This window comes from Spirochaetota bacterium (genome assembly GCA_035477215.1).
Taxonomy (GTDB): Bacteria; Spirochaetota; UBA4802; order UBA4802; family UBA5368; genus MVZN01.
Window position 1 is genome coordinate 162,509 of the sequence record DATIKU010000053.1, and the last position, 21,095, is coordinate 183,603.

Consider the following 21,095-nt stretch of genomic DNA (forward strand, 5'->3'; position numbering starts at 1 on the left):
CTTCACGCAGGGAATGAATACTATGCAGAATATGGACTATTACAGCCGGAGCGGCGCACGGAACCACCCGTATCATCTCGACACAACCGATCCGGAATATTTCGCGCGCATGAGCGAAATGAACCACCGGGAGAACGAGCGGATTCGCAAAAAGGCAACCGGGCTCATGTCGTTCGTCATAGCGCTCTGCATAATATCGTTTACCGCCGGACTGGTTATCGGCATCAAGTTCGCCGGCGGCTCCCAGAAAGAGATCGTGGACAAATCGACCAGGCAGGCGATGTCGAGCACAATCAAAAAGGTGTCCGGCCTCCTGAACGAAAACGCCGTCGCCGAAGTCCGCAACAAGGACAAAGCCGGAAAATCCGCGAGCGACGTCTTCCCCCGGAGCGAATACCCTTTCATAATCCCGATAGGGAAAGATCTGAGCAGGGAAAAATCACAGGAGATCGCCGGCTTCCTGAGTTCCGGCGGCCACACGGTGATTCTATCCCGGACCGGGGCCGGGTATCGGCTGTTCACCGGCCCTTTCAAGACCAGGGGTGAGGCTGAAATTTCCTTGAAAAAAATAACCGGCTATTCTAACAAGACATGGTTTCAGAACGCCCAGATCGTAAAACGATGACATGCACACAGAAATCAGAGAGGCCGGTCCCGCGGACGTAGAGTCGATATACCGCCTGCTGTACCCCTACGCCCAGGAGAACATCATCCTTGAGAGAAGCCGCGAGGAGATAGCGAAGTCTATTGACAAATTCCTTGTAGCTGCCTATACTACAGATATAGTAGGCGCGGTATCCTATTATGATTACGGCACGGCGCTCAAGGAGGTCCGGTCGCTGGCCGTGAAAAAGGACTCCGGGGGATCAGGGACCGGCTCCGCACTGGTGAGGGGCCTCTTGGCCATGCTCCTGGAGCGCTTTCCAGGCGCGAAAATATTTGTTCTCACTTATTCGCCCGGATTCTTCGGCAGACTCGGTTTCATCGAAGTGCCGAGGGAGACCCTGCCGGAAAAAATATGGAAGGACTGCGACCACTGCAAAAACAGGGAGAATTGCGGAGAGACCGCGCTGGTCTTTGTTCGGGACGGATGCCGATGAAAAAATCCATAGACAAACGCACCTTCGACCGAATCAAAATGCACAAGTTCGTCGTCGAATACAAGATCAAGGGTCGCGATCCCGTCTACCAGGCCGAGCTCATCAATCTCGGCGCCGGGGGGATGTGCTTTCTGCGCAATTCCATCATCACCCGTGACGACCAGCTGCTTGTCAAGTTCCCTTTCAAAACCAGAAAAGTTATCCTGAACGGGCAGATTGTCCGGATAGACGGACGCGAGGTGGCGGTCAGATTCGCCAACGGCGAAGATGAAATAAAGGCATTCGTCGACACATTTAACGAAGAATACCCGATTCTCTTTAAGAGTACCGCAAGGAAGGGCGGATTGTTGCGCATGCCCGGCGACGCGTCGCAGGATTCGGACGGTGACGAAATGCGAAATATTTTCGACATCGACTAATCGGAGAAGGACAGCCGGAAACTCTGCATCACTTTTTCCATAAGCGCTTCGTTCCGGGCCCTTTCGGAACCGGCGGATATTATACGGACGCAATAACCGTACCGGCCGCGCAAATAAAACGCCTCGTACCCGCCATAGGCCGTGCCGTCGTCGAAACGCGAGAGGTCTTCGCGTTCCCCCGCACGAAGCGGCGTCCGACGAAAAGAATCCGCGCCGAGGTTTTTCGCCCAGTTCTTTTTAAGCGCGGTCATGTTGCTTATTTTCGACGGAAACCGCTCGCTGTCGATCGCGATGAGCACGTCGTAGGCGGAGGCGTCCGGCCCTGCGGTGGAGCCTGAAAAACGCACTCCCGCCAGAAGCCCGTAATAACGGTATTGTCCATATTCGCGCATTCGCCGGCGCAGTACTGTCGCCTCGCCGGGAAATTCCAGGCGATAGCGCATCAGATCATTGACAAGAACAACAGCCCCTTCCTGGCGGTACAGCAATATCGAAGCGTTTTGATCAAGCTCCGCATAGCGGTCACCCTCTTTTTTTATGAGCCGGTTTATCTCGGAGGAGGCTTTCGACCGGTAATCGGAAGTCTTACCGCCGCCGGCGGGCATCGCCAGTATTGACTTTAGAAGAGTAAGCCCTTCAAATTTATACCCACCCTTCACCAGCTCCACACCCTGGTTGAAGTAAAACGCGATCCCCGACTCAGAAACCGCCCTGTAATCGAATTCCGGCTTGCCCGATGTGTATATCTTCCCGTTGGGATCGGCGTAGTACCGGTTGCCGTCCCCGTCGCGGACCATTATCCAGTCGGGCATCTGCGCCAGAGCGCCCGAGTGAACGAGGAGCGCCAGCACGACTGCTGAGAATTTCTTCCGCATGATTTGTTTCCGTATCTATCACCGTATCTTTTATCGAAATGCAGGTTCGATTCCGGCCCCTTGCGCCCGCCCGGCATGTGCCGGCGCTTTCGAGTCCGGAAGAGCCCGGATTCACGGCGCTGTGACAATATCTTATGCTAACGATAATCCATCTTGAAACGTCAATAAAATCATTGTTTTTTAAAAAATATTTGAAATTGTTATTGAATATTTTAAATAATAATATTTATTTGTCAACTTATTATGCATTAAATTTATACTATACTATAGGATCGATATCCTGTTCGACGGCCGGTCGTTTTATCATACCGGCGGGGGAAGTGCGGAGCGATTCCGGCAGATCAGGACCCGACACCCATTTGCCACGGATTTTCAAAAGCTATGAAAGACAACCTCGAAACCAACATCAGAAGGAGCAGCCCGCAGGAGGGCGTCCGAACGGCTTCTGCAAAAGGCAGAAAGAGACCCGTAAAGCTCCCGGAGGGCCATGAAACCCTTCAGGAAGTGATCGACAGGGTCGAAAACGAACATATACGCCGCACGCTCGAGCTTACCAACTGGAACTTGCAGAAAACGAGCAGGGTTCTCGATATCGCGCGCAACACCCTCAAGGCCAAGATCAGGAAATACGAAATCGGCTGAATACGTCTTCTAAATCAAAGAGAATATAATGATAAGCGCCAGGATCACAAGCCCAAGCAGGAGCGCGAGGTAGAGTACCAAGCGGCCTTCTCCCCTGTCGGCCGGCTCCTCCAACGGGGCGGCGTCCATCTCGATCTTGACGTTTTCCTCTTCGATAATTTTGGCCATCACATTCTTCGCCACAAGCGCGTAGATGATATAACCGAATTTCCCCTGCGATACCTTCTCCTTTACTCTCCCTTTGATCGGCAGAATCTCGCCCTCCTCCGTGTAGGCGTTGAGGAGCTTCGCCACCTTGACCGAGATTGCGTCTTTCGCCGTCAGGAGCACGCGAATATTCTCGCCCGTGCGCACATCATTGATGTATTTCCCCCGCACCGGCGAAACTATCACCTTTCCCGGCACGACATATTGCGCCTGCCGCTCGATCTCGGCCAGGCGGTCATCCGCACCCGCCGCCGCTACGCGCCGGGCGTCGTCCGCGCCCTCGATCTGGACGCCCTCGAGCTCCAGTGCGAGCGAACTCGTCTTCTCCATTTCTATCTGGCACCGAGGGGGCTCGGCGCGATAATACTTTTCCACGATCTCGGCGATAACGTTGGAGGCGGCGTCGAGGTCCCACGAGTCCACTGTTTCGTAAATATCATATCCGTCCAGTGAGTCCGTAAGGTGGTTTGAAAACTCAAAAGATCCGGTGGAGTTTTCGCCCGAAGAGCGCACGGCCGAGCCAAAGTCCGCGTAGAACAGCTTCCAGCTGTCGAAGATCCGCGCCCTGTCGGCAAAACCGCTGTCGGGGAGCACAAGCGAATTGACGCTTACAAGACGCCGGGTGGAGATGTTAAGGAAAATGAGAAAGATGCCGTGCGTCCCGGACGAGGGTAGCGAGAATTTGCCTTTTATCGCCGCAACGTCGTCATACTGCCCGGCCACCATGAGGCGCGCCTTTTCCATGTCGCCCCCGGTGTGCTTCATCGCGATGTTGAAAAGCCTCGCCTGTTCGCCCAGGGCATCCGATGAAGCGCCGTCCGGTGTCATCCGCCACCCCTCACGCGTTCTCAGCCAGGCATTTTTCGAGCATTTCGTATTTCTTCTGGGGCGGCATGGTGACGATTTTTTTCATGTTCTGTATGACTTCCGCAAGAAATTTCGACGAGGTCTCGATGATGAAGTACCCGTCGCTGTCGATGTTGTTGATAATCGTCACCCGGTTCGTGGGGAGCTTCATCCCCAGCATTGGGCCGATCGATTTTATGAGATGCTCCGGCAGCATGTACTTGACGGAGAGCCTGGGCAGGCCCGCTTCCAGCCGCTTGAGGGGCCGGAAGGAAGCGTACTTCTCATCGGTCATCAGGCTCCATTTCTTCGGATTGTCGGTGACGAATACGATCACGGAGTTTTCGGTTTCCGATATAAAGAGGCTTATATACGTATTGTAGGATTTATACGACGACAAAAGCCCGAACAGGCTGTCGTCATCACACTTGCGCGCCTCCCGGGTCTTTTTAAGGGGTATCTTCATGGTCGCCGCTGTTCGTGGGATAGAATACGCGGGACGGGGGTGTTAATGCAACCATTTTGTCATGCGTTCCGGACAAAATATCGACGCGCCTATACCGACTGGTAGCGCCCCGGCGGTCCAACCGACTCTCTTCTCACCACCCGGAGCGTGTACAGCCCTTCCACAATCGGCGCTGCATCCTCCTCCCTCATTCCGATGAACGCGGCAATATCGCCCAGGGCGGCGATCCTGTTTATCCGGAGATAATCCAGCACGTCGCGCTCTGAATCGGAGATGGTGCCGATACAATACGAGTTCATTGCCGTCAGGCTTTCGGTCACCACGGCAATTCTGCGTTCGTTATACGCATGGTACGAGTTTAAAACCGAATCGATATTCATTTCGATGATCGGCGTGATGTTCGCCAGCTTAACGAAGAAAACCAGAGCCCCTTCGCGCGAATCTTCGACAAGCCTGAGAAGAAACTCGTCAATGAACGACGAGTCTATGACCTGCACTCCCGAGAAGTCGACGAGCATCACCTCGCCATCGGTCATGTGCGACATGTTTTTACGCGTCTTCTCGTACATCCTTCTGCCGACCGGCCTCGTTATAAGGTCGGGCAGCCGTATCTTCAAATCCCTGGCGGTGTTTCTAATCTGTATCACCATTCGATCGAGCGCTCCTTTTTATCCGAAAAGAGAGATGGAAATCTGGGTGCCCGGAAAAGATGTCAGGTCGTCCCGTAAAAACAGATGCGATGAGCCGCTCTGCCTGCGGTTGTAGAGCACCGCGGCCGAACTGTCGGCCGAACGAATATAAATGCTGCCCTTCAGTTTTTCGATAATGGAGTTTACCTGGCATAGCCCGTAACCGAACCTGCGCTTGCTCGATATCGGCGTGGTCAGCGCCTTCTCGATTATTCGCGACCCGGGTTCCGAGGCGAACTCGCTTCGCCCGCCGAAGCTCTCCTTTATGCCGATCCCCGAGTCCATAATAACCAGGCGCACCACGTGTTCGCTGCCGATGGAGTAGGTTTGCATTGCGCAATAACCCGAGTCGAGGCTGTGCTCGAAGATATTCTGGCACACCTCCGATATTACCGTAACGAAATAGTCTATGATCGCCGCGTTCAGCCAGTATTTGAGTATATGCCCGGCGCGTCTGCGGAAAACCGCTATTACGCCCGCTATCGCGCGAATGCTTTCCCGTTCCCTGCCCGGGATATCGGTAATCTCGACAACCCTGTTGCTGAATGAGCTGCGGCGGTACAGGAGCTTTTCGTCAAGCCTGTCCAGAACCACAAAAGCCCCCTTTGATAAAAAATCCATGCGGGCCAGGTATTGATGTATATTGAGCGGGATGTTGGCGAGGCGCAGGCGCCCGCCTGTGTACCGAAGATGGTTGCGGCCCAAAAGCAGAAGCGCCAGCATCGAGTAGGGTTCGATGAAGCTTATGGCCGAAAAGTCGAGCGTTGCAACGCGTTCGCGTGATATCTTTTCACCAAGACTGATGATGTCCTCGAACGAATACACGTCCCTGCACCGGTCGGGCAACAGGAGGGTGGTGTTGGTCCCATCCGTCAATAAATACACCCGTGTTCACTTTATTTACTCCATGAAGCCGGCTCGATTGCCGGAAGGCCCCCGGGGCACTCCCTTCATCCGCTTTAATAATATCGGAAGTCACGGCCGAAACATTTACCCCCGGTGGGGAATCCGCGGTTCGGGGAAGCTGCCCGGGAGGACTGGAAATCCTCCCGGTAAACGGAGCCCGCATACGTCAAGATACTGTTTCTTTAAAACGAAGGGGTAGCTCAGTAAAAACCCTGATACTCGTTTCGGGCAATCCTGTATTTCTTGCGGTAATACTTCACAATGGTGGGCTTGATCATGAGATAGTTCGCTATTATCCTGTCAGGCCACCCGTACTCGAGAAGTCTGAGAATGGATTTCCTCATTTTTCCTCCCTGAGCTGTGTTTATATCACTCCGTTGGGGTTATTATTCCCGTGTTGCGATTAATTTCAATCACTTAATTAATTAAAATTTAATTTTTGTAAAGGTTTTGTGAAATCTTCTGTCTTATAACACTTAGATCTATTACGTTCATTTTCGTTGGCTATATCTCCATTCAGGCGGAAAGACGGCCCTCCGGGGCCGTCTTTTTATTCTTGCCGAAGGGTGGCGCCGGTGATATCGTTTAAATGACGGGTCTGGAAAAACTTCCTTGAAAAACCCGCAAACCGGGTTTTTATGACACTCGGAAGTCAATCAACAGGCCGGAAAGGAAGACAATGGCGCGTACAAGCAAGCAGATAGAAGACAATATCGTCAACAGCATCATTGGAGAGGGCTCGGAGTTCAAGGGGGAATTTACGGTCAACGGACTGCTCCGAATCGACGGCCGCTTCAAGGGTACAATCGAGACCGACGGCAAGGTGCTCATCGGCCAGAGCGGCGAAGCGACCACGGACATCCATGCGCGCGTTGTGGTGATCGGCGGCGTTGTACGCGGCAACATCTTCGCGACGGAACGGGTTATAATGCTTGCGACCGGCAAGCTTCACGGCAACATAATAACGCCAAGCCTGGTTATGGAGGATGGGGTGATCTTCGACGGCAACTGCGTTATCAACAAGCGGCCTGACCAGCTCGCCGAATTGCAGCACGCCCGGCCGGAGCACCTCGGTGAGCCGCTATGATAGAGAAAACCTCGACCGACCTTAAAAAAGACGAAAAGCTTAGGATCAAAACCAAAAAACGCTCCGCTTTTTCATCGTCGGGACCGCCCAAGACATTCGACGCAAGCCTGCAGAACGCGCTGCACTTCGAGTTTCATGACACGATAGAGGGCCTTATGTCCGACCTGGGCGAACAGGAAAAGCGCTTCCTCGACCGGCAGACGCCCTATGAACTCAACCGATACAAGTCCCTGGTGAAAGAAATATTAAAAACCATCCTGGAGGGTTCCCTGAAGGTCACCCCGCTGAAACGCCAGCGGCGCGACAGGGCGGACTTCGCGATCATCGAAGAAATCAATTCGAAACTGTTTTCCATGTCCGATGCGGTCACGCGGAACAACAAGGCATTCGACTTGTTAAAGGCGGTCGAGGAGATCAGGGGGCTTCTTTTCGATCTGCAGTTCTAGTCTACCGGCGCACCCGTATCTTCCGTATCTTTCTCTTCTCGAGCTTGACGGCACCTTCCGGGTTGTACTTGTTCTGGACTTCCTCTATGCTCTGGTTTACGAGCATCTTCACGACCTTCTCGGCCTTGTTGAGTACATCGATAAGAATGAGGTTTTCCTCGTCGGTAAAATCCTGAAGAAGGTAGCTCTCCATCGAGGTCCCTGACGGAGGGCGGCCCACGCCGACCCGCACCTTGGCGAATCGGTCCGACTTGAGCGCTTTGGTCATGGATTCAATCCCCGCATGTCGCATCGAGGACATAAGGTAATCCACGCGAAGCTCTCCGATCGAAAGTTCGGTGTCTTCAACGACGCACACTATATCGCGCACATTAATTCGCAAAAACGACGCTATATAAAGAACCGACTCGCCGATCAGATTGACGAATGTCTGCGGCTTCAATAAAACGACGTCGGTGTCGCGGATCTTACCCCTTCCGATGACGGATTTCTTCTTCTTGACTTTAACTTCGATATTCTCGTTGTTCCCCAGGATATCAACAACCTTAAAGCCTATATTCTGCCTGTTGTTGAAAAATTTCTCTCCCGGGTTCCCGAAACCAACTATCAATTTCAACGATATTTCACTCCTGCTTTATTCTGATTGAAGTACTACTCCTCGGACTTTTCCTTCCCATCCGCGGCGGCCTCCGCATCGACAGGGGCTTCCTCGGAAACCTCTTCCTTCACCGCCTTGGGTATAAGCACCGTCACAACCACCCTGTTTGCGTCGGCGAGGAAACGCAGCGATCCGGACACGGGGAGGTCTTTCACCTGTATTGAGTGCCCAAGGTCGAGATTTGTTACATCGATCTCGATCTTCTCGGGAAGGTCTCCGGGCAGCGCTTCTATCTGGAGCTCCCGCTCTATAACATCGAGCATTCCGCCCATACGCTCTCCCTTCGAGGTCCCGATTGTCGTTACCGGCACAACCGTCTGGAGCTTCTCGGAGAGGTCGACCTTGTAAAAATCGAGATGCGTTACCTCGTCGGTGACGGGGTTGAGCTGATAGTCCTTGACGATGACCTTCTGCTCGGGCTCGGCCGAGCCGCCGGCCACCTCGAGGTCTATAACCACACTTTCCGATATGTTACCCTTGAACAGCTTTATAAACTCGTGCCTGGGAACCTGCACCGCCTCGGATTTTCCGTGCGTATAAATAATGGCCGGAATAAAGCCGCTTCGTCGAAGCCGGCTGCACGCGTTCTTGCCGGTTTCCTTTCGTATCTGCGCCGTCAATTTGTGAGTCTTCATTGTCCTGGTCCTCTCTATTGGTATCGTAATGGCCGGGTATTCCCAGTCTGTGCTAAATGAATAGCGAGCTTACCGACTCCCCGTTGTGGATTCGCCGGATCGCCTCGCCGAAAAGCGGGGCGATGGACAGCACCGTCATGTTCGGCAGTTTTTTTTCGGGCGATATCGGGATCGTGTTGGTAACCACGATTTCCTTGAAATCGGCGCTCCTGAGCTTCTCGGCCGCATCGGCCGACAGCACCGGGTGCGTCGCCACGCAAAATATATCGCGTGCACCCTCCTCCCTGAGGGCGCGCGCCGCACCGGAAATTGAACCTCCGGTATCGATCATGTCGTCCAGTAAAATACAGTTTTTCCCTTTAACGTCGCCGATCACATGCATCACCTTGCTGACGTTCGCCTCGGGGCGGCGCTTGTCGATAATGGCCAACCCCGCCTTAAGGCGCTTGGCTAGAAACCGCGCCCTCTCCACCCCGCCGGTGTCGGGCGACACGATCACGGCGTCGGATGTATTGAGCCTCCTGAGATAATCCACCATAATCGGCGTCGAGATCAGATTGTCGACCGGCACATCGAAAAACCCCTGTATCTGCTCGGAATGCAATTCCACGGTAAGGACCCGTTTTACCCCGACCGCTTGGAGGATGTTCGCCACCACCTTCGCCGAGATGGGCACGCGGGGCTCCACCTTGCGGTCCTGCCGCGCATACCCGAAATAGGGAATGACGGCGGTTATGCGCCGGGCCGATGCGCGAAACGCCGCGTCGATCATCAGGAGCAGCTCCAGCAGGTGGTCATTGGCCGGATTACAGGTCGACTGCAGGATAAACAGGTCGACTTCCCGGATATTCTCCCCGATCTTCACCGAGATCTCGTTGTCCTTGAACTTCTTGATCTCGACCTCGGAAAGATTGATATTGAGATATCTTGCTATCTCCTCCGCCAGTGGCAGGTTGGATGACCCCGAAATTATCTTCATATTGTCATTAGCCTTGTCGATTCGAAAAAGTGCCGTCCGCCGTCCGCCCGAGAAATCCCTCCAGCCTCTGGAGCTCCGCGGGAGTATTGACCCCGCTTCCTTCCGTCGCGTCTTCCAGGATTATCGTACGGACCTCTCCGCCCGTTTTGCTTAAATAAGCGACCAGATCGGGGAGATAATACTCTCCCTGGGCGTTGTCGGTCGTTATCGTCCTCAAGCCGTTGAACAGATCCCCGCCGAAAAAAACATACGTGCCGGTGTTGACCTCGGCGATCCGTCGCTCCTCATCGGTGGCGTCCCGCTCCTCGACTATCCGCTCGAGGCGGCCGTTCGCGTCCCTTACCAGCCGACCATAGCCGGTCGGGCTCTTGGGTACCATGCCCAGCACCACGCCCCGCACTCCCGGCAGCGATGCCTCCTCGGTCATTGCGGCGAATGCCCGAGGGCGTATAAGCGGCACATCCCCGCATGCTATCAGCACCGGGCCGTCGTACCCGCTCAACGCGGGCTCAGCCTGCATCACCGCGTGTCCGGTGCCTTTTTGTTCGTGCTGCCACACGCACCGTACGCCCGGCCCCAGCGCCCGCTCGACATCGTCGCCGCGGTATCCCACCACCGCGATGATCTCGTCCGCTCCGGCCCGCCTTAACGATTCCACGACGTGCGCGACAAGCGGCCTCCCGTCGAGGACATGGAGCACCTTCGGCAGGTCGGAACCCATTCGAACCCCTTTGCCCGCCGCCAGTATGACTGCCTTGAACGAACCGATCTCCCTTCTCCTTTACCGCGAGGCACTATCTGAGGCGCTAGGATTCGAACCTAGGTATGCCGAGACCAAAACCCGGTGCCTTACCACTTGGCGACGCCTCAAAGGTAAAGCGAATTACATCTCCAGTATAGCCGCACGAATTCTCTCTATCACCGCGTTTAATTATTATTCATTTATGATTGCGTACCGTCATTCCCACGCGCGAGACTGGTGGTGATTACCGTGCGTGCAATGCCGTTCATTTCATTTTCCGCGCGCCGCGCGTCCCCCGGCGAACCGAAAAGGCCGACTATCGCCGAACCCGACCCGGTCATAAACGCACAGGGAGAACCGCACTGCACAAGACGATCTTTGGCCTGGCGCAGAACGGGATGCTTTTCGAACACCACCGCTTCGAAATCGTTCGCGACAATACCCGAAAGTTCTTCCAGCCGTCCGGAACGCATGGCCGCCCTGAGGCGCTCTCCCCTATCAATAAGCTCCTCTTCGCTCCGTACTGGCTTGAAGCCCCTGCCGAGCATCGCGTAGGCGGCACCAGTATCCACGTGAATTCCCATATCGGCCACAAGCACGGTCCATTCAGGCCTTCCCTCGATCGGCTCGACCCTTTCGCCGATCCCTCGGCAAAGCGCCACGCCACCGGCCAGGCAAAAAGGAACATCCGCCCCGATCTCGCCGGCAAGACGCGCAAGCTCTCCTTGGGCAAGCCTTTTATAATGGAAGTTGAGGAGCCGTAGTGCGGCGGCCGCGTCCGCGCTTCCCCCGCCCATTCCCGATCCGGCCGGGATGTTCTTCTCGATGGTATATTCAAATACACCGGCTTCCTTCACCGCCCGGCAATATGCCCTGGTGGCCCGCGCGATGAGGTTGTCTTCGAGCGGAATGCCCTCTATCACACCCGGAAAAGTTCCTCCCGCGGGAGTTATCCCGATAACGATTTCGCCGTGAGGTTTTATTTCCGCGAGTTTTAAAAGATCAAAAACGCCAATCTCGGCCATCAGGCTGAGTATTTCATGATATCCGTCCTGTCTCTTATTAAGAACTTCGAGGTGCAGGTTGATCTTGGCGAATGCTTTGCTTTCCAAGGATTACTGGGACCACCGAAAATTGCGTGGCAAAAGTAGTACGCGGCACTCTTTATGTCAAGCAATTAATTCTGTTTGACGTACAGGGTGCCGTTTTCTCCTTATGGTGCCGACCGCTTTCCATCCTCCCGCCCGGAAGGATGGAAAGCGCTGAGAACAGTCGTGGCAATAAGTGCTTGTAAATTAACGTCATACGATTATAATTGCGCGACGGTCGTGTCATTAATACAGGACAATCGTTGGTGAAATAGTGTTATATTTCAAGATAGTCTTCTGCGCGTTCGGCATCATAATCGCATTGTATGTCTTTTCCAACAACATCATCCGGCGCTTCGGCTTCGCCGTCAACCGCCTGTTCGCGGCCATCGCGTTCATAACGGGGCTGATGAACGCAACCCTGCTCTACCAGCTACTGTATCCTGATTCACCTTACCTGCTCGAATCCGCGCGTGCCTATTTCGCGACCGTCTCGCTGATCAACCAGCTCTTTTTCCATTACATGCAGATATTCCCCCGCTGGGAGAAGCGCCCGCCGGGATGGTTCATATTCCTCTCCGCTCTCCCCGGGCTTGCGATAGTCCTTATAACGCTCGCCTGGGACGGCATCATCGCCGGCGCCCGATTCGACGGCATCGTACTGTACGAGTTCGGCCGGTTTTTCTGGATGTACCTGGCGGTTTTCGGTTTCAACATCCTGGGGACCTTCCTCACCAACCAGTATAAAACGCGGGTGCTCGAGAACGACTCGTTCAGAAGTCAGCTTTTCTATCGCAGTATCGGAGACCATGCCGGGGCGCTCCTGATCGTTGTTACCTTCATCGTCATGCCGTATTTTTTAAACATTCAGGATTACCACATGATGGGCATTCCGCTCGCCTCCATCCTCCTGCTCATCATCAATAACTACGCGATTTCCGACGACCGTCTGATCGACTTCAAGAAATTCTATTCGCGCGCCGCGTACTGGGTGGTGGTATTTTTCGGGCTCGCCGTGCCCGCGATCGTCATTCTTCATTACGGGGGCAGGATAGTTTTCGGAGGGCAGAAAATCCCCATCGCCGGTTTCACGGTTTTATTGTTCGTTTATTTCATTCTCTTTTTCCGATTATTAGCGCCGTCGATCGCCACCATGTTTCGCAGGCGGCACCTCGGTTTCGAACGAAACGTCAACGAGTTCTTCCAGGGCATTACAACGCTGTCCGATTTCAAGGACCAGAGCGGTTTCTGGGACAATTTTTTCAACAACACGATCGACGCGCTCGGACCGCGTTTCGGCATAGGAACGGCATCCCTCTACATGCACCGCGGGGACGACGGCGCCTACCACTATAAGTACGGGTTCGGCGATGGGATCGATATACGATCACTCGAAGAAAGCCACGACCTCGCGGCCTGCCTGAAGAGCTTCCCGGGGCTCCTCGAGCGGTCGGTGCTTTTCACCGACTTCAGGCTTGCGGGATACAGGGAACGGCTGCTTCCATTTTTCCGCGAACATCGGATAAGGGTGGCGCTGCCGTTTTTTAACCATGAAAAACGGCTGATAGCCATCCTGCTGCTGGGTGAGCTCCTGGACGGCAAACCCTACCCGGTCAACCTCGTTTCAGCTCTCGACCTCTATCGCATTCACTTCGGAGTGACGCTTGCCAACTCGATCTATCTCGATGAGATCAAGGCCACCCAGGTTTCCGGGCACGACCGCATGCTGGTGGGGAGCGTAAAAAAGAAGATCATCCCCTCCAGTATGAAGCAGATCGAGGGAATCCGTATCAGCTCCTTTTACCTCAACAACTCGGAGTACGGAGGCGACTATTTCGACTCGGTCATCGTGCGGCCCGACCGCCTGGGAATTTTCATCGCCGACACCTCCGATGCGGGCGTGGACTCCGTCGTCCTGGCCCTGGAGCTCTTTACGGTGCTCCGTACGCAACCGGCCTCCCATGAAAGCCCCGAGAAGCTCCTGAACATCATGAACTGGGTGATCGCCTCCTCGCGATTTTCCGATCACTACACGCCGGCCTTTTACGCCATCTATTCCTCCGCCTCGCGGGCGCTCGCGTACTCGAACGCTGCGATGCGCCCGCTTATTTTCTTCGACGCCGCGCGCGAATCCTTCACCGACCTCGACACCAGGGGGATACCGGTCGGTATCGACAAAAATTTCACGTACGAGACGCGGACCATTCCCGTCGTCCCGGGCAGCATCGGCATACTCCACTCAGACGGCCTCGAGTCGGCCCTTAACGCCTCCGGCGCCGCCTACTCAACCGGCAGGATCAAGGATATTATCCGCCTTAACCGGGGAGACACCCCGGCGGTGCTCATCCGAAAAATCTATGACGATTTCAGGAACTTTACCAAGGGGAGCACGCTCACCAACGACGTCAGCCTGATCGCGTTCAGGTGCGATTGAAACGGCGGTAAAAATCCGCGTTTACGCCATGAATCCAGGGGAATCATCAAAGCGGCTGCTCGGGGCGCTTCGCCGCTACCGCAATCTCCTCATCCTCATCAAGGGGTCGCCCGACCCCGACGTTATCGCCTCATCCTTCGCCCTCATGGCGGTTTGCGACCATGTCGGCCTTAAATCGTCGATCGTGGCGCTTGCCGAAATTTCGCATCCTCAGAACAGGGCGATCGTCAAAAGCCTCGACATACCTCTGACCATCGAAAAGGGTACGCCTTCGCCGCACGGTTACGACGCGTATGCGGTGCTCGACTTCCAGTCCGCCTATACAAAGGGCGTTTCGGAAAAGCTGCCGTGCGCCGTGCATATCGATCATCACGCCAAAGCGGAAGACGATATTAAGGCCGATTTTTACATGGTCTCGGACGAGGCGGGCGCGGCAAGCACCTACATGGCCCTCATCCTCCGCGAACTCGACCTGCCGCCGCGCGGACCCATGCGCACCGGCGTGGCCACGGCGCTTCTGCTCGGCATACAGACCGATACGGACAATCTGCGCCATGCGACAAAACTTGATTACGAGGCGCTGCAGTTCCTTTCCGTAATGGTCGACGAACGGATCGTTCAAAAAATATCAAACCTGCCGCTTTCGGAGAACGCACTCAGGCTCATCAGCACCGCCATGTTCGACCACGAAACATACCGCGACTGGTTTTTCGCCGGCCTTTCGTTCATCGATGAATCGGAAAGGGACAATATCGCCATCGTCGCCGATTTCCTGCTGGGAAGCGGGGAGGCCGAAACCGTCGCGGTCTTCGCCATCGTTGAAAAAAAACATCCGGGAGGCCTCTCCCTCGACGTCTCATTTCGCACCTCGAACTCCGATCTCGATCTTAACGGTCTCATCAAGAACATAACACCCGATGGGGGCGGACGCGCCTACAAGGGCGCCTACCAGGTGAACCTGGATTATTTCGCCTCCTGCCCCGACAGGGAACTGCTCTGGAAGGCCGTTCGGCTTACGACGATTGAGACATTAAAGGCGGCCCGCGACAACGTGCGGTTCATCGAGCTGCGGGGCTTCTACCGGAGAGTAAAGGGAAAAATAGAAAGCCTTTTCGGCAGTTAAAATACCAGGGTAAAATTAAGACCCACCTGGTATGATAGTATCTCGCGGGCGATCCCTTCGGTTTCCCTGTTGCGGTAGCGCTCCAGCGCCCAGCGCGCGACGAGCCCCCCCTGGACGTTTTTATGAAGGTCTAAAGTCAGCTTCGCCGATACCAGATGCTGATCGTAGGGCTCCGGCGATACGGTGCGTGTATAGTCGTAACGGTTGAGTAAAAGCGAGTATTCAATGCTGAAAATCGGGAAGGCCACCAGCTTGTAGAGACTCGAAAAGGCGTTGTAGAGCCACAGCACGTCCGTTTCATATAATGCCGAAAAGCTGTAGCCTCTGTCGACCTCCCTGAACGGCGGCGATATCGCCATGTTCGCGACAAAAATATCGTCCCTGCGGTTGCGTTTCGATTCGTCGTAATCAATGTACTCCTTGTGTTTCCTGTGGCGGTAATCGACGCCCGAGCGCAGACTGAGGCTGGAGCGGTCGCGCTTGAGCGTCAACCCCACCCTGGGAGTATTGACGTTCTCCTCTATATTGTAGGTAACAAGCATGTTGCGCCCGTAATCGTAACCTATGAAAAACGTGGCGGCGTGGTGGGGCAGTCCCGGCGTATTGGGCCGAAAGAAACCGAACGAGAAAATGCGCATGAGGTCGAAGTTGATGTTTGAGTTCGCGCTGAGCGTCACCACCTGCTGCGGGATGCCTTCGACCGTCTGCCGCTCGCTCACCTGACTCAGGTTGCCGCCGCCGGTCACGATGACTTTTTCGAAATCCATGGTCGTATTCAGCGAATAGCTGTCGACGAGCTTTAGGCTGTTCGTATAATTGCCGGCCTCCTCTCCGCCGGGATAGCGGATTTTCCTGTTGAGGCGGCCGTACGCAAAATCCCTGCCATTGGCGAAATTCCCACGACCGGAAAAAAAATGCCATGGAGGATAGGAGAACATGTCGAAGCCGGCATCGGAAAGGCCCCGAAACGCCCTGTTGATGCCGTATTCTTCACGAAAGGCCCCCACCCCCTCGCCCTCGTAGGGGATGGCGGCCTCCTGAAGGAGGAGGGACCTGGTGTAGGAGAAGTTGCAGCCCTTTACAAAAGACAGAGCGGGTATCCCGTGAAAATCGATCGGCAGCGTAAATCCGTTCGATACGAATCCCCGGGCGTCTTTTGACCGCTCGAAATGACCGGAGGTGACGCGCTCGGCATCCTGGTAGTCGCGAAACCGGTTTTCGAAATACTGAAACTCGGTGCGGACCGAAGGGGAAAAAATCCAGAGCTTTCGAAAGCCCGCGTAGAGCGTGGTCTTGTTGTTTCTCTCAACGAATTTATGGTCACCGCCGTACACAAAAGGCAGGTGATAGTCGCCGCGCACGTCCCCGAGCACCTCCGTGTCGCTGAGCCCCGACTTGCCCGAAAGCTCCACGATCTCGTGCGAACCGACAAGAAAGGTCGGCCGCATATGGAACTTGCTGGACTGGTAGTCGATGCTGAGCTCCGTTGTCCCCTTCTGACGTTTTTCGCTTTCATGGAGCGGCAGATATGTCTCAAGCGTGGGAGCGTCAAGCCCGTTCGCACTTCTTGAAACGGTTTCCTTCTTGAAAGTCATGTCCATCTGGAGGCTCGTCGAAAGCTTTCCGCCCAGGAGTTCGGCGATATCCTCTTTTACCAGGATAGTCGGACTGTGAGCGCTGTTTCTTACCAGGTGCTGAACCCGATATGTATCCGTGCCCACGGTTATATCCTCGCCCCGCTCGTTTTCATACGCATCGTTTTTATAGACGAGCTTTATCTTCGGCACCATGGACGCGGTAGGCGCGTAATCGGATTCGAGATAGAAGCTGCGCTTTTCGGCGCGTCCGCGCCTGTTTTCCGCGACCTCGTTGTTGAGCGAATCGGTTTCTGATTTTTCCTGGGTAAGGTCCAGGCGCATGCGCCACTCGGGAAGGATGTTCACCGATGTGAAAAGCTGACGGTATTTTTCGGCGATGTCAGTCGCGGTTTTACCCACGGTGCTGAACTGCGATCCGTGCCCCTTTTCGATATATTTGATGTACAGATCGGAGATTACGGGAACTCCCGATTTCGTACGGAAGAGCGGTCGCTTACCGCGGATCTCGACCTCGTACCAGTGAGCGCTGTCGGTAAGCGTATCCGGGTCGCTCGCGTACATATCGTTCACCCAGAGCTTTCCGGTTCCGGTACTCTCGACGATTACCTCCATGTAGGCAACGCGCTTAAGATCGGGGTTCCCCTCGACCAGCGTTTTATTGATGCCTCCCGAGTCGTTGCGCAGGTTGAGCACCACTTCGCGCCACACGGGGCCGTAATCGTTCAGAAACTGGTATTCATAATAGTCGTTTTCGGTTGACCCTATACGCACCCTGATTGCGTCTCCAGGTGTGGAAGTTCGCGCATTGATCCATACGTTCATCTTCTTATAGAACCTCAGGTCCATCGGCTTTGAAAACTTGCGCGTCACCGAGCCGTTGCCCGCCGGGTTGTAGTCGATCTGCAGCGCAGTCTCGATCTCGGCCCTGAGTTCTTTATCGCTTTTATCGCCGTGCAGGGACTGATAGATATCGCTTCTGAGAAATGCGAATGCGTTCAACCTGTAATCCGGATCGTTCTGAGTGTCGACCATGGTGATCTTCAATCGCGCCGGGTCCTCGTCGGCGACCCCGTTTATCTTCACATTCCGCCAGCGCGATGAGACGAATTTGAGGCTGTCGATATAGATTCTGCCCGTTGCCGGCGACGCGGAGCTCACGAAAAGCCGCACAGCCTCGACCTGTTTCAATATTTCGATCTGGTCGGCGGCGATGGTGTTTCGCGCGAGGTATATCCTGACCATTTGCCAGTCGCCGGTGCCCGCGGCGACTGAGATTGGTCCGCCCTGGGTCGACGCACCTGGAAAGCGCACGACGTTCTCGTAACGATCGAGCACGCCGTTGCCGTTTATGTCCTCGCTGTTGAGCACACCGTCACCCAGCGTGGAATCGCCGAGCTGCGGCCCGGTGCCGATCCAGGTATTGTAACCTCCGGTCGGATTGAACTGGTAGCCGCGGTCCTCCTGGATCCCTGCCGAGGGATCGAAATCGAGGAAACCGTTGCGATTGAGATCCTCGGTATCGAGCGAATCATCCCCGTCGGAATCCTCATCGATTTTCCCCAGATCGATGTACAGATCGACCGGCGCACTGAGCGCCTCCCCGCGGTACCAGACCTCCACATACTGAAGGGCCGAGAAGTCCACCGCCTCCGAAGAGAGGCGTCTGGTCACGATCGGAGCGCGCGACTCGACACCCGCAAACTCGAACTCCAACACCAGCGAGCGCTGGGTATCAAGGTCGCGCACCGAATTCTCCACGTGGCCGGTCGCGACATTGTAGGGTCCGGGCTTTTTCTCGTAGGGAATGGAATACGGCGTAAATCCGGTCCCCTTCAGAGAACCCGCGTTCGAGGGATCGCGGTAATATTTGTAGTCCAGCCTCCCCCGCCCGGACTGAGGCACGAGATCGGGCATGGAAGCGAGTATCCAGTCCTTGTCCGAGAGGGAAATGCCCGTTATTTCCTCCGAAGATTCCATGTCGTCGACAAGGCCCTTGCCGAAGGTGTTGATGTTTTTATAGCTGCGCGCGTACTCGGCATACGCCTTTAGGTCGAACGGCGCCTCATTCACCGATACGCCGGGCACGGCGTTGAGCATATCCTTTATCCGTCCCTCGGAGAGCTTGAGCGATGCGTCTCCCTCGAAGACCATCGTCTGAGAGGGCTCGCTCCCAACCATCGGTATGATCTCCCCGCCGGACGAGCGCGTGTAAAGAAAGGTGCCGCCGACGCCCAGGTCCCTGCTCAGCCGGTAATCGGCCCTCAGCCCGCCGATGAAGGACTGCGACTCCGCCGTGAATGGCAGGTATTCGTACTTCACCTCGATGTTCGTCTCGGGGCCTATGAGCGGATTGTTCGGACTGGCAAAACTCAGATAGCCCGACGTATGGTCGATCGCATAGAGGGACCTGGCGATCTCGCGCCCGTCCACCTTGATGCGCACGCTGTCGGGGATGATATTGAAATGTTTGAGCTGGAAGCTGCGTGCCTCGCGGTAGTAATCGACGCGCATGCTGAAAATCGAGCGGTCGGCCACCAGGGCCGACTGGCTTTCGGCGTAAACAACCGACTGGATCGTATCGGGCGGATCGGCCAGCACCTGTTTGAACGGCTCGCGCAGGTGAAAGTTCACGGTCCCTTTCGAATAATCGACCGTGTACTTTCCGAGCTTCAGGGTTTCTCCTTTTGTAAGGAGCTGGTTGTGGCCGAAAAACTGAAGCTTGAAATTATCCTGCAACACCTGCCTCTGGCCAATGTAATAAACGGACCTCACCTCGTAGATGTCGAGGTTCCGCTTCCCATCGTTGTTCCTGTCGTCGCCAATCTCCTCATGGATCGAATACCCATACTTGATGAAAACGAATATCTTCCCCGGGAACTGTGCGGTCGGGTGGGCGGCGTCTCCGGGGACGAGCGCCGCCGGATCCGAGGTGGCCGTACCGCCGCCGATGGTATATACGGCGAAGATGCGCGCGTTGTGCGGCACCGCACGCAGGAAGCTTATCGTGCCGGTGTTGAAGTTGATCGTGTAATCGGAACCCGCGACCATCCTGGTATAATAACCGTCCTCGAACGAAAGCTGGATCGCGCTCAGGTTGTTGAGCGGATTCTGGTCGTCCATGTACAGTTCGAATCCGGACGCATCGATGTTCACCGGGTAGGGAAGATAGGCCTGGGCATCCACGGGCGCCGAGGTCATGGTAATCGTGGAAGGGATGGTTGCCGGAAGAGGGGGGACCGTCATCCCATCATAACGCCTGAAAGGTTCGAGCTGAAAATGGGTCTTTCGTACGAACTGGTATTCCCTGAGGGTGACGCTCCCCGCAGAGGAGTTGCCGCGGAAATATTCAACCTCCGTTTCCCCGCGCGTGACGCTCCCAAACGCCTTCACCTGCAAATTGTCCTTGCGGATGGTGGTGTCCATCCCCATCCCCTTGGCGTCGGTGTCGTCGTACACGGCGTACTTCGAATTGTTCATTTTGATGTCGATCTGGCCGGCGTTGATCTCGCGGATCACCTCGTCGTCGCGCACGGCCCGGTACTGCATGCGGTAGGTATTGTCGGCCTTGGCGCTGTCGTGGTCTATGTAAATCGAAACGCGCCGGCCGACGCGGCCCTCCACGTGGAGCTGTGTTTCGTGTTCGGGGCTGTAACCGCTTGTGATCACGCGCGAAACGGGCTTGTCCTGGTCGAACTGTTTGTACCGCGATCTGGTAAAACTGGACTTGCCGTAATTGAGGTTGAGTTTCGACGAGCCGTAAGAGTTGATGTCCACCTCGTCGCGCTCCTCGATGTGGAAATCCTCGTAACGGCCGTCCTCCGTGAGGAGGCGGTAACGCGGGGCGATGATGTACTTTTCCCAGTCGCCCTTCCGGTACGTCAGCGGCGCGCTTTCCCGATCCTCATCCGTTTCCGCGGAAGCGTCCCGCTCAACATAGACACGCGAAGCTTCACCCTTCTCGTGCGATCCGATATACTTTAAGAGGGATTCGCGGAACCCGGCGTTCTCATCGAACCCCTGCGAAAGCGCCGCGGTGATCACATAGAGGGAGGCGCCCACGGCGACGACCTTGCAATAGAGAGAAAGCCGCGGGAACATGGGTGTGGTTTCGGTTTATTACCAGTTTTTATCTGAAAGCCGTATCTCCGGGGTCCT

The 21,095-nt window shown here is 55.3% G+C and carries 20 protein-coding genes and 1 tRNA gene; 8 read left to right on the top strand and 13 right to left on the bottom strand.

The annotated features are described in order from the left end of the window. Positions 1–22: 22 nt before the first annotated feature. Genes VLM75_13540 through VLM75_13550 form a run of 3 tightly spaced genes read left to right on the top strand, consistent with a single transcriptional unit; the run spans position 23 to position 1,519 of the window. Positions 23–625 carry a hypothetical protein gene (locus VLM75_13540; protein ID HSV97938.1) on the top strand — a complete coding sequence of 201 codons (603 nt, stop codon included), beginning with the start codon at positions 23–25 and terminating at the stop codon, positions 623–625. A gap of 1 nt (position 626) precedes the next feature. Then, positions 627–1,100, top strand: a complete 474-nt coding sequence (locus tag VLM75_13545; protein ID HSV97939.1) for a GNAT family N-acetyltransferase — start codon at positions 627–629, stop codon at positions 1,098–1,100. Continuing rightward, positions 1,097–1,519 (top strand): PilZ domain-containing protein, encoded by a 423-nt coding sequence (locus VLM75_13550; protein ID HSV97940.1) that lies wholly within the window; start codon positions 1,097–1,099, stop codon positions 1,517–1,519. Before VLM75_13545 ends, VLM75_13550 begins: the two co-directional genes overlap by 4 nt. Here the strand turns inward: VLM75_13550 and VLM75_13555 are convergent. After that, a complete protein-coding gene (locus tag VLM75_13555; protein ID HSV97941.1) occupies positions 1,516–2,394 on the bottom strand; it encodes a hypothetical protein in 879 nt (292 codons plus the stop codon). The genes VLM75_13550 and VLM75_13555 overlap by 4 nt on opposite strands. A gap of 381 nt (positions 2,395–2,775) precedes the next feature. Here VLM75_13555 and VLM75_13560 point away from each other — a divergent pair, with 381 nt between their 5' ends. Further along, the gene (locus tag VLM75_13560; GenBank protein ID HSV97942.1) at positions 2,776–3,036 is read left to right on the top strand and encodes a helix-turn-helix domain-containing protein; all 261 of its coding nucleotides are present in this window, start codon (positions 2,776–2,778) and stop codon (positions 3,034–3,036) included. Between the two features lie 9 nt (positions 3,037–3,045). On the opposite strand, the gene VLM75_13565 is transcribed toward VLM75_13560, so the two are convergent. The 5 genes from VLM75_13565 to VLM75_13585 all read right to left on the bottom strand — a co-directional run bounded on the left by VLM75_13565 (position 3,046) and on the right by VLM75_13585 (position 6,494). Continuing rightward, positions 3,046–4,071: a hypothetical protein gene (locus VLM75_13565; GenBank protein ID HSV97943.1), complete on the bottom strand. Its 1,026-nt coding sequence runs from the start codon at positions 4,069–4,071 to the stop codon at positions 3,046–3,048. Positions 4,072–4,081: 10 nt separating this feature from the next. After that, positions 4,082–4,555 carry a hypothetical protein gene (locus VLM75_13570; protein HSV97944.1) on the bottom strand — a complete coding sequence of 158 codons (474 nt, stop codon included), beginning with the start codon at positions 4,553–4,555 and terminating at the stop codon, positions 4,082–4,084. An 89-nt stretch (positions 4,556–4,644) separates the two neighbouring features. Beyond that, positions 4,645–5,205, bottom strand: coding sequence for a hypothetical protein (locus VLM75_13575; GenBank protein ID HSV97945.1), 561 nt, complete (start codon positions 5,203–5,205; stop codon positions 4,645–4,647). An 18-nt stretch (positions 5,206–5,223) separates the two neighbouring features. After that, complete coding sequence (locus VLM75_13580; protein HSV97946.1) at positions 5,224–6,120, bottom strand: ATP-binding protein; 897 nt, start codon at positions 6,118–6,120, stop codon at positions 5,224–5,226. 230 nt (positions 6,121–6,350) lie between these two features. Then, on the bottom strand, positions 6,351–6,494 hold the full coding sequence (locus VLM75_13585) for a hypothetical protein (GenBank protein ID HSV97947.1): 144 nt from the start codon (positions 6,492–6,494) through the stop codon (positions 6,351–6,353). A 335-nt stretch (positions 6,495–6,829) separates the two neighbouring features. On the opposite strand from VLM75_13585, the gene VLM75_13590 reads away from it, so the two are divergent. Together VLM75_13590 and VLM75_13595 are read left to right on the top strand one after the other, a co-directional pair. After that, on the top strand, positions 6,830–7,237 hold the full coding sequence (locus VLM75_13590; GenBank protein ID HSV97948.1) for a polymer-forming cytoskeletal protein: 408 nt from the start codon (positions 6,830–6,832) through the stop codon (positions 7,235–7,237). Continuing rightward, positions 7,234–7,683, top strand: coding sequence for a DUF327 family protein (locus tag VLM75_13595; protein HSV97949.1), 450 nt, complete (start codon positions 7,234–7,236; stop codon positions 7,681–7,683). Before VLM75_13590 ends, VLM75_13595 begins: the two co-directional genes overlap by 4 nt. A 1-nt stretch (position 7,684) precedes the next feature. On the opposite strand, the gene pth is transcribed toward VLM75_13595, so the two are convergent. The 6 genes from pth to ispE form a co-directional block, all read right to left on the bottom strand. Continuing rightward, positions 7,685–8,299: an aminoacyl-tRNA hydrolase gene (gene pth / locus VLM75_13600; protein ID HSV97950.1), complete on the bottom strand. Its 615-nt coding sequence runs from the start codon at positions 8,297–8,299 to the stop codon at positions 7,685–7,687. A gap of 35 nt (positions 8,300–8,334) precedes the next feature. Beyond that, positions 8,335–8,976 (bottom strand): 50S ribosomal protein L25, encoded by a 642-nt coding sequence (locus tag VLM75_13605; GenBank protein ID HSV97951.1) that lies wholly within the window; start codon positions 8,974–8,976, stop codon positions 8,335–8,337. A 52-nt stretch (positions 8,977–9,028) separates the two neighbouring features. Further along, positions 9,029–9,955 (bottom strand): ribose-phosphate pyrophosphokinase, encoded by a 927-nt coding sequence (locus VLM75_13610; GenBank protein HSV97952.1) that lies wholly within the window; start codon positions 9,953–9,955, stop codon positions 9,029–9,031. 7 nt (positions 9,956–9,962) lie between these two features. Beyond that, positions 9,963–10,724, bottom strand: a complete 762-nt coding sequence (locus VLM75_13615) for an NTP transferase domain-containing protein (GenBank protein HSV97953.1) — start codon at positions 10,722–10,724, stop codon at positions 9,963–9,965. A gap of 29 nt (positions 10,725–10,753) precedes the next feature. Beyond that, positions 10,754–10,825 (bottom strand) — tRNA-Gln (locus VLM75_13620). Positions 10,826–10,897: 72 nt separating this feature from the next. After that, a complete protein-coding gene (gene ispE / locus VLM75_13625; protein HSV97954.1) occupies positions 10,898–11,809 on the bottom strand; it encodes a 4-(cytidine 5'-diphospho)-2-C-methyl-D-erythritol kinase in 912 nt (303 codons plus the stop codon). A gap of 250 nt (positions 11,810–12,059) precedes the next feature. On the opposite strand from ispE, the gene VLM75_13630 reads away from it, so the two are divergent. Beyond that, positions 12,060–14,219, top strand: coding sequence for a SpoIIE family protein phosphatase (locus VLM75_13630; protein HSV97955.1), 2,160 nt, complete (start codon positions 12,060–12,062; stop codon positions 14,217–14,219). Between the two features lie 28 nt (positions 14,220–14,247). After that, positions 14,248–15,342: a DHH family phosphoesterase gene (locus tag VLM75_13635; protein ID HSV97956.1), complete on the top strand. Its 1,095-nt coding sequence runs from the start codon at positions 14,248–14,250 to the stop codon at positions 15,340–15,342. On the opposite strand, the gene VLM75_13640 is transcribed toward VLM75_13635, so the two are convergent. Beyond that, positions 15,339–21,038, bottom strand: a complete 5,700-nt coding sequence (locus VLM75_13640; GenBank protein ID HSV97957.1) for a hypothetical protein — start codon at positions 21,036–21,038, stop codon at positions 15,339–15,341. The genes VLM75_13635 and VLM75_13640 overlap by 4 nt on opposite strands. Positions 21,039–21,095 lie beyond the last annotated feature (57 nt).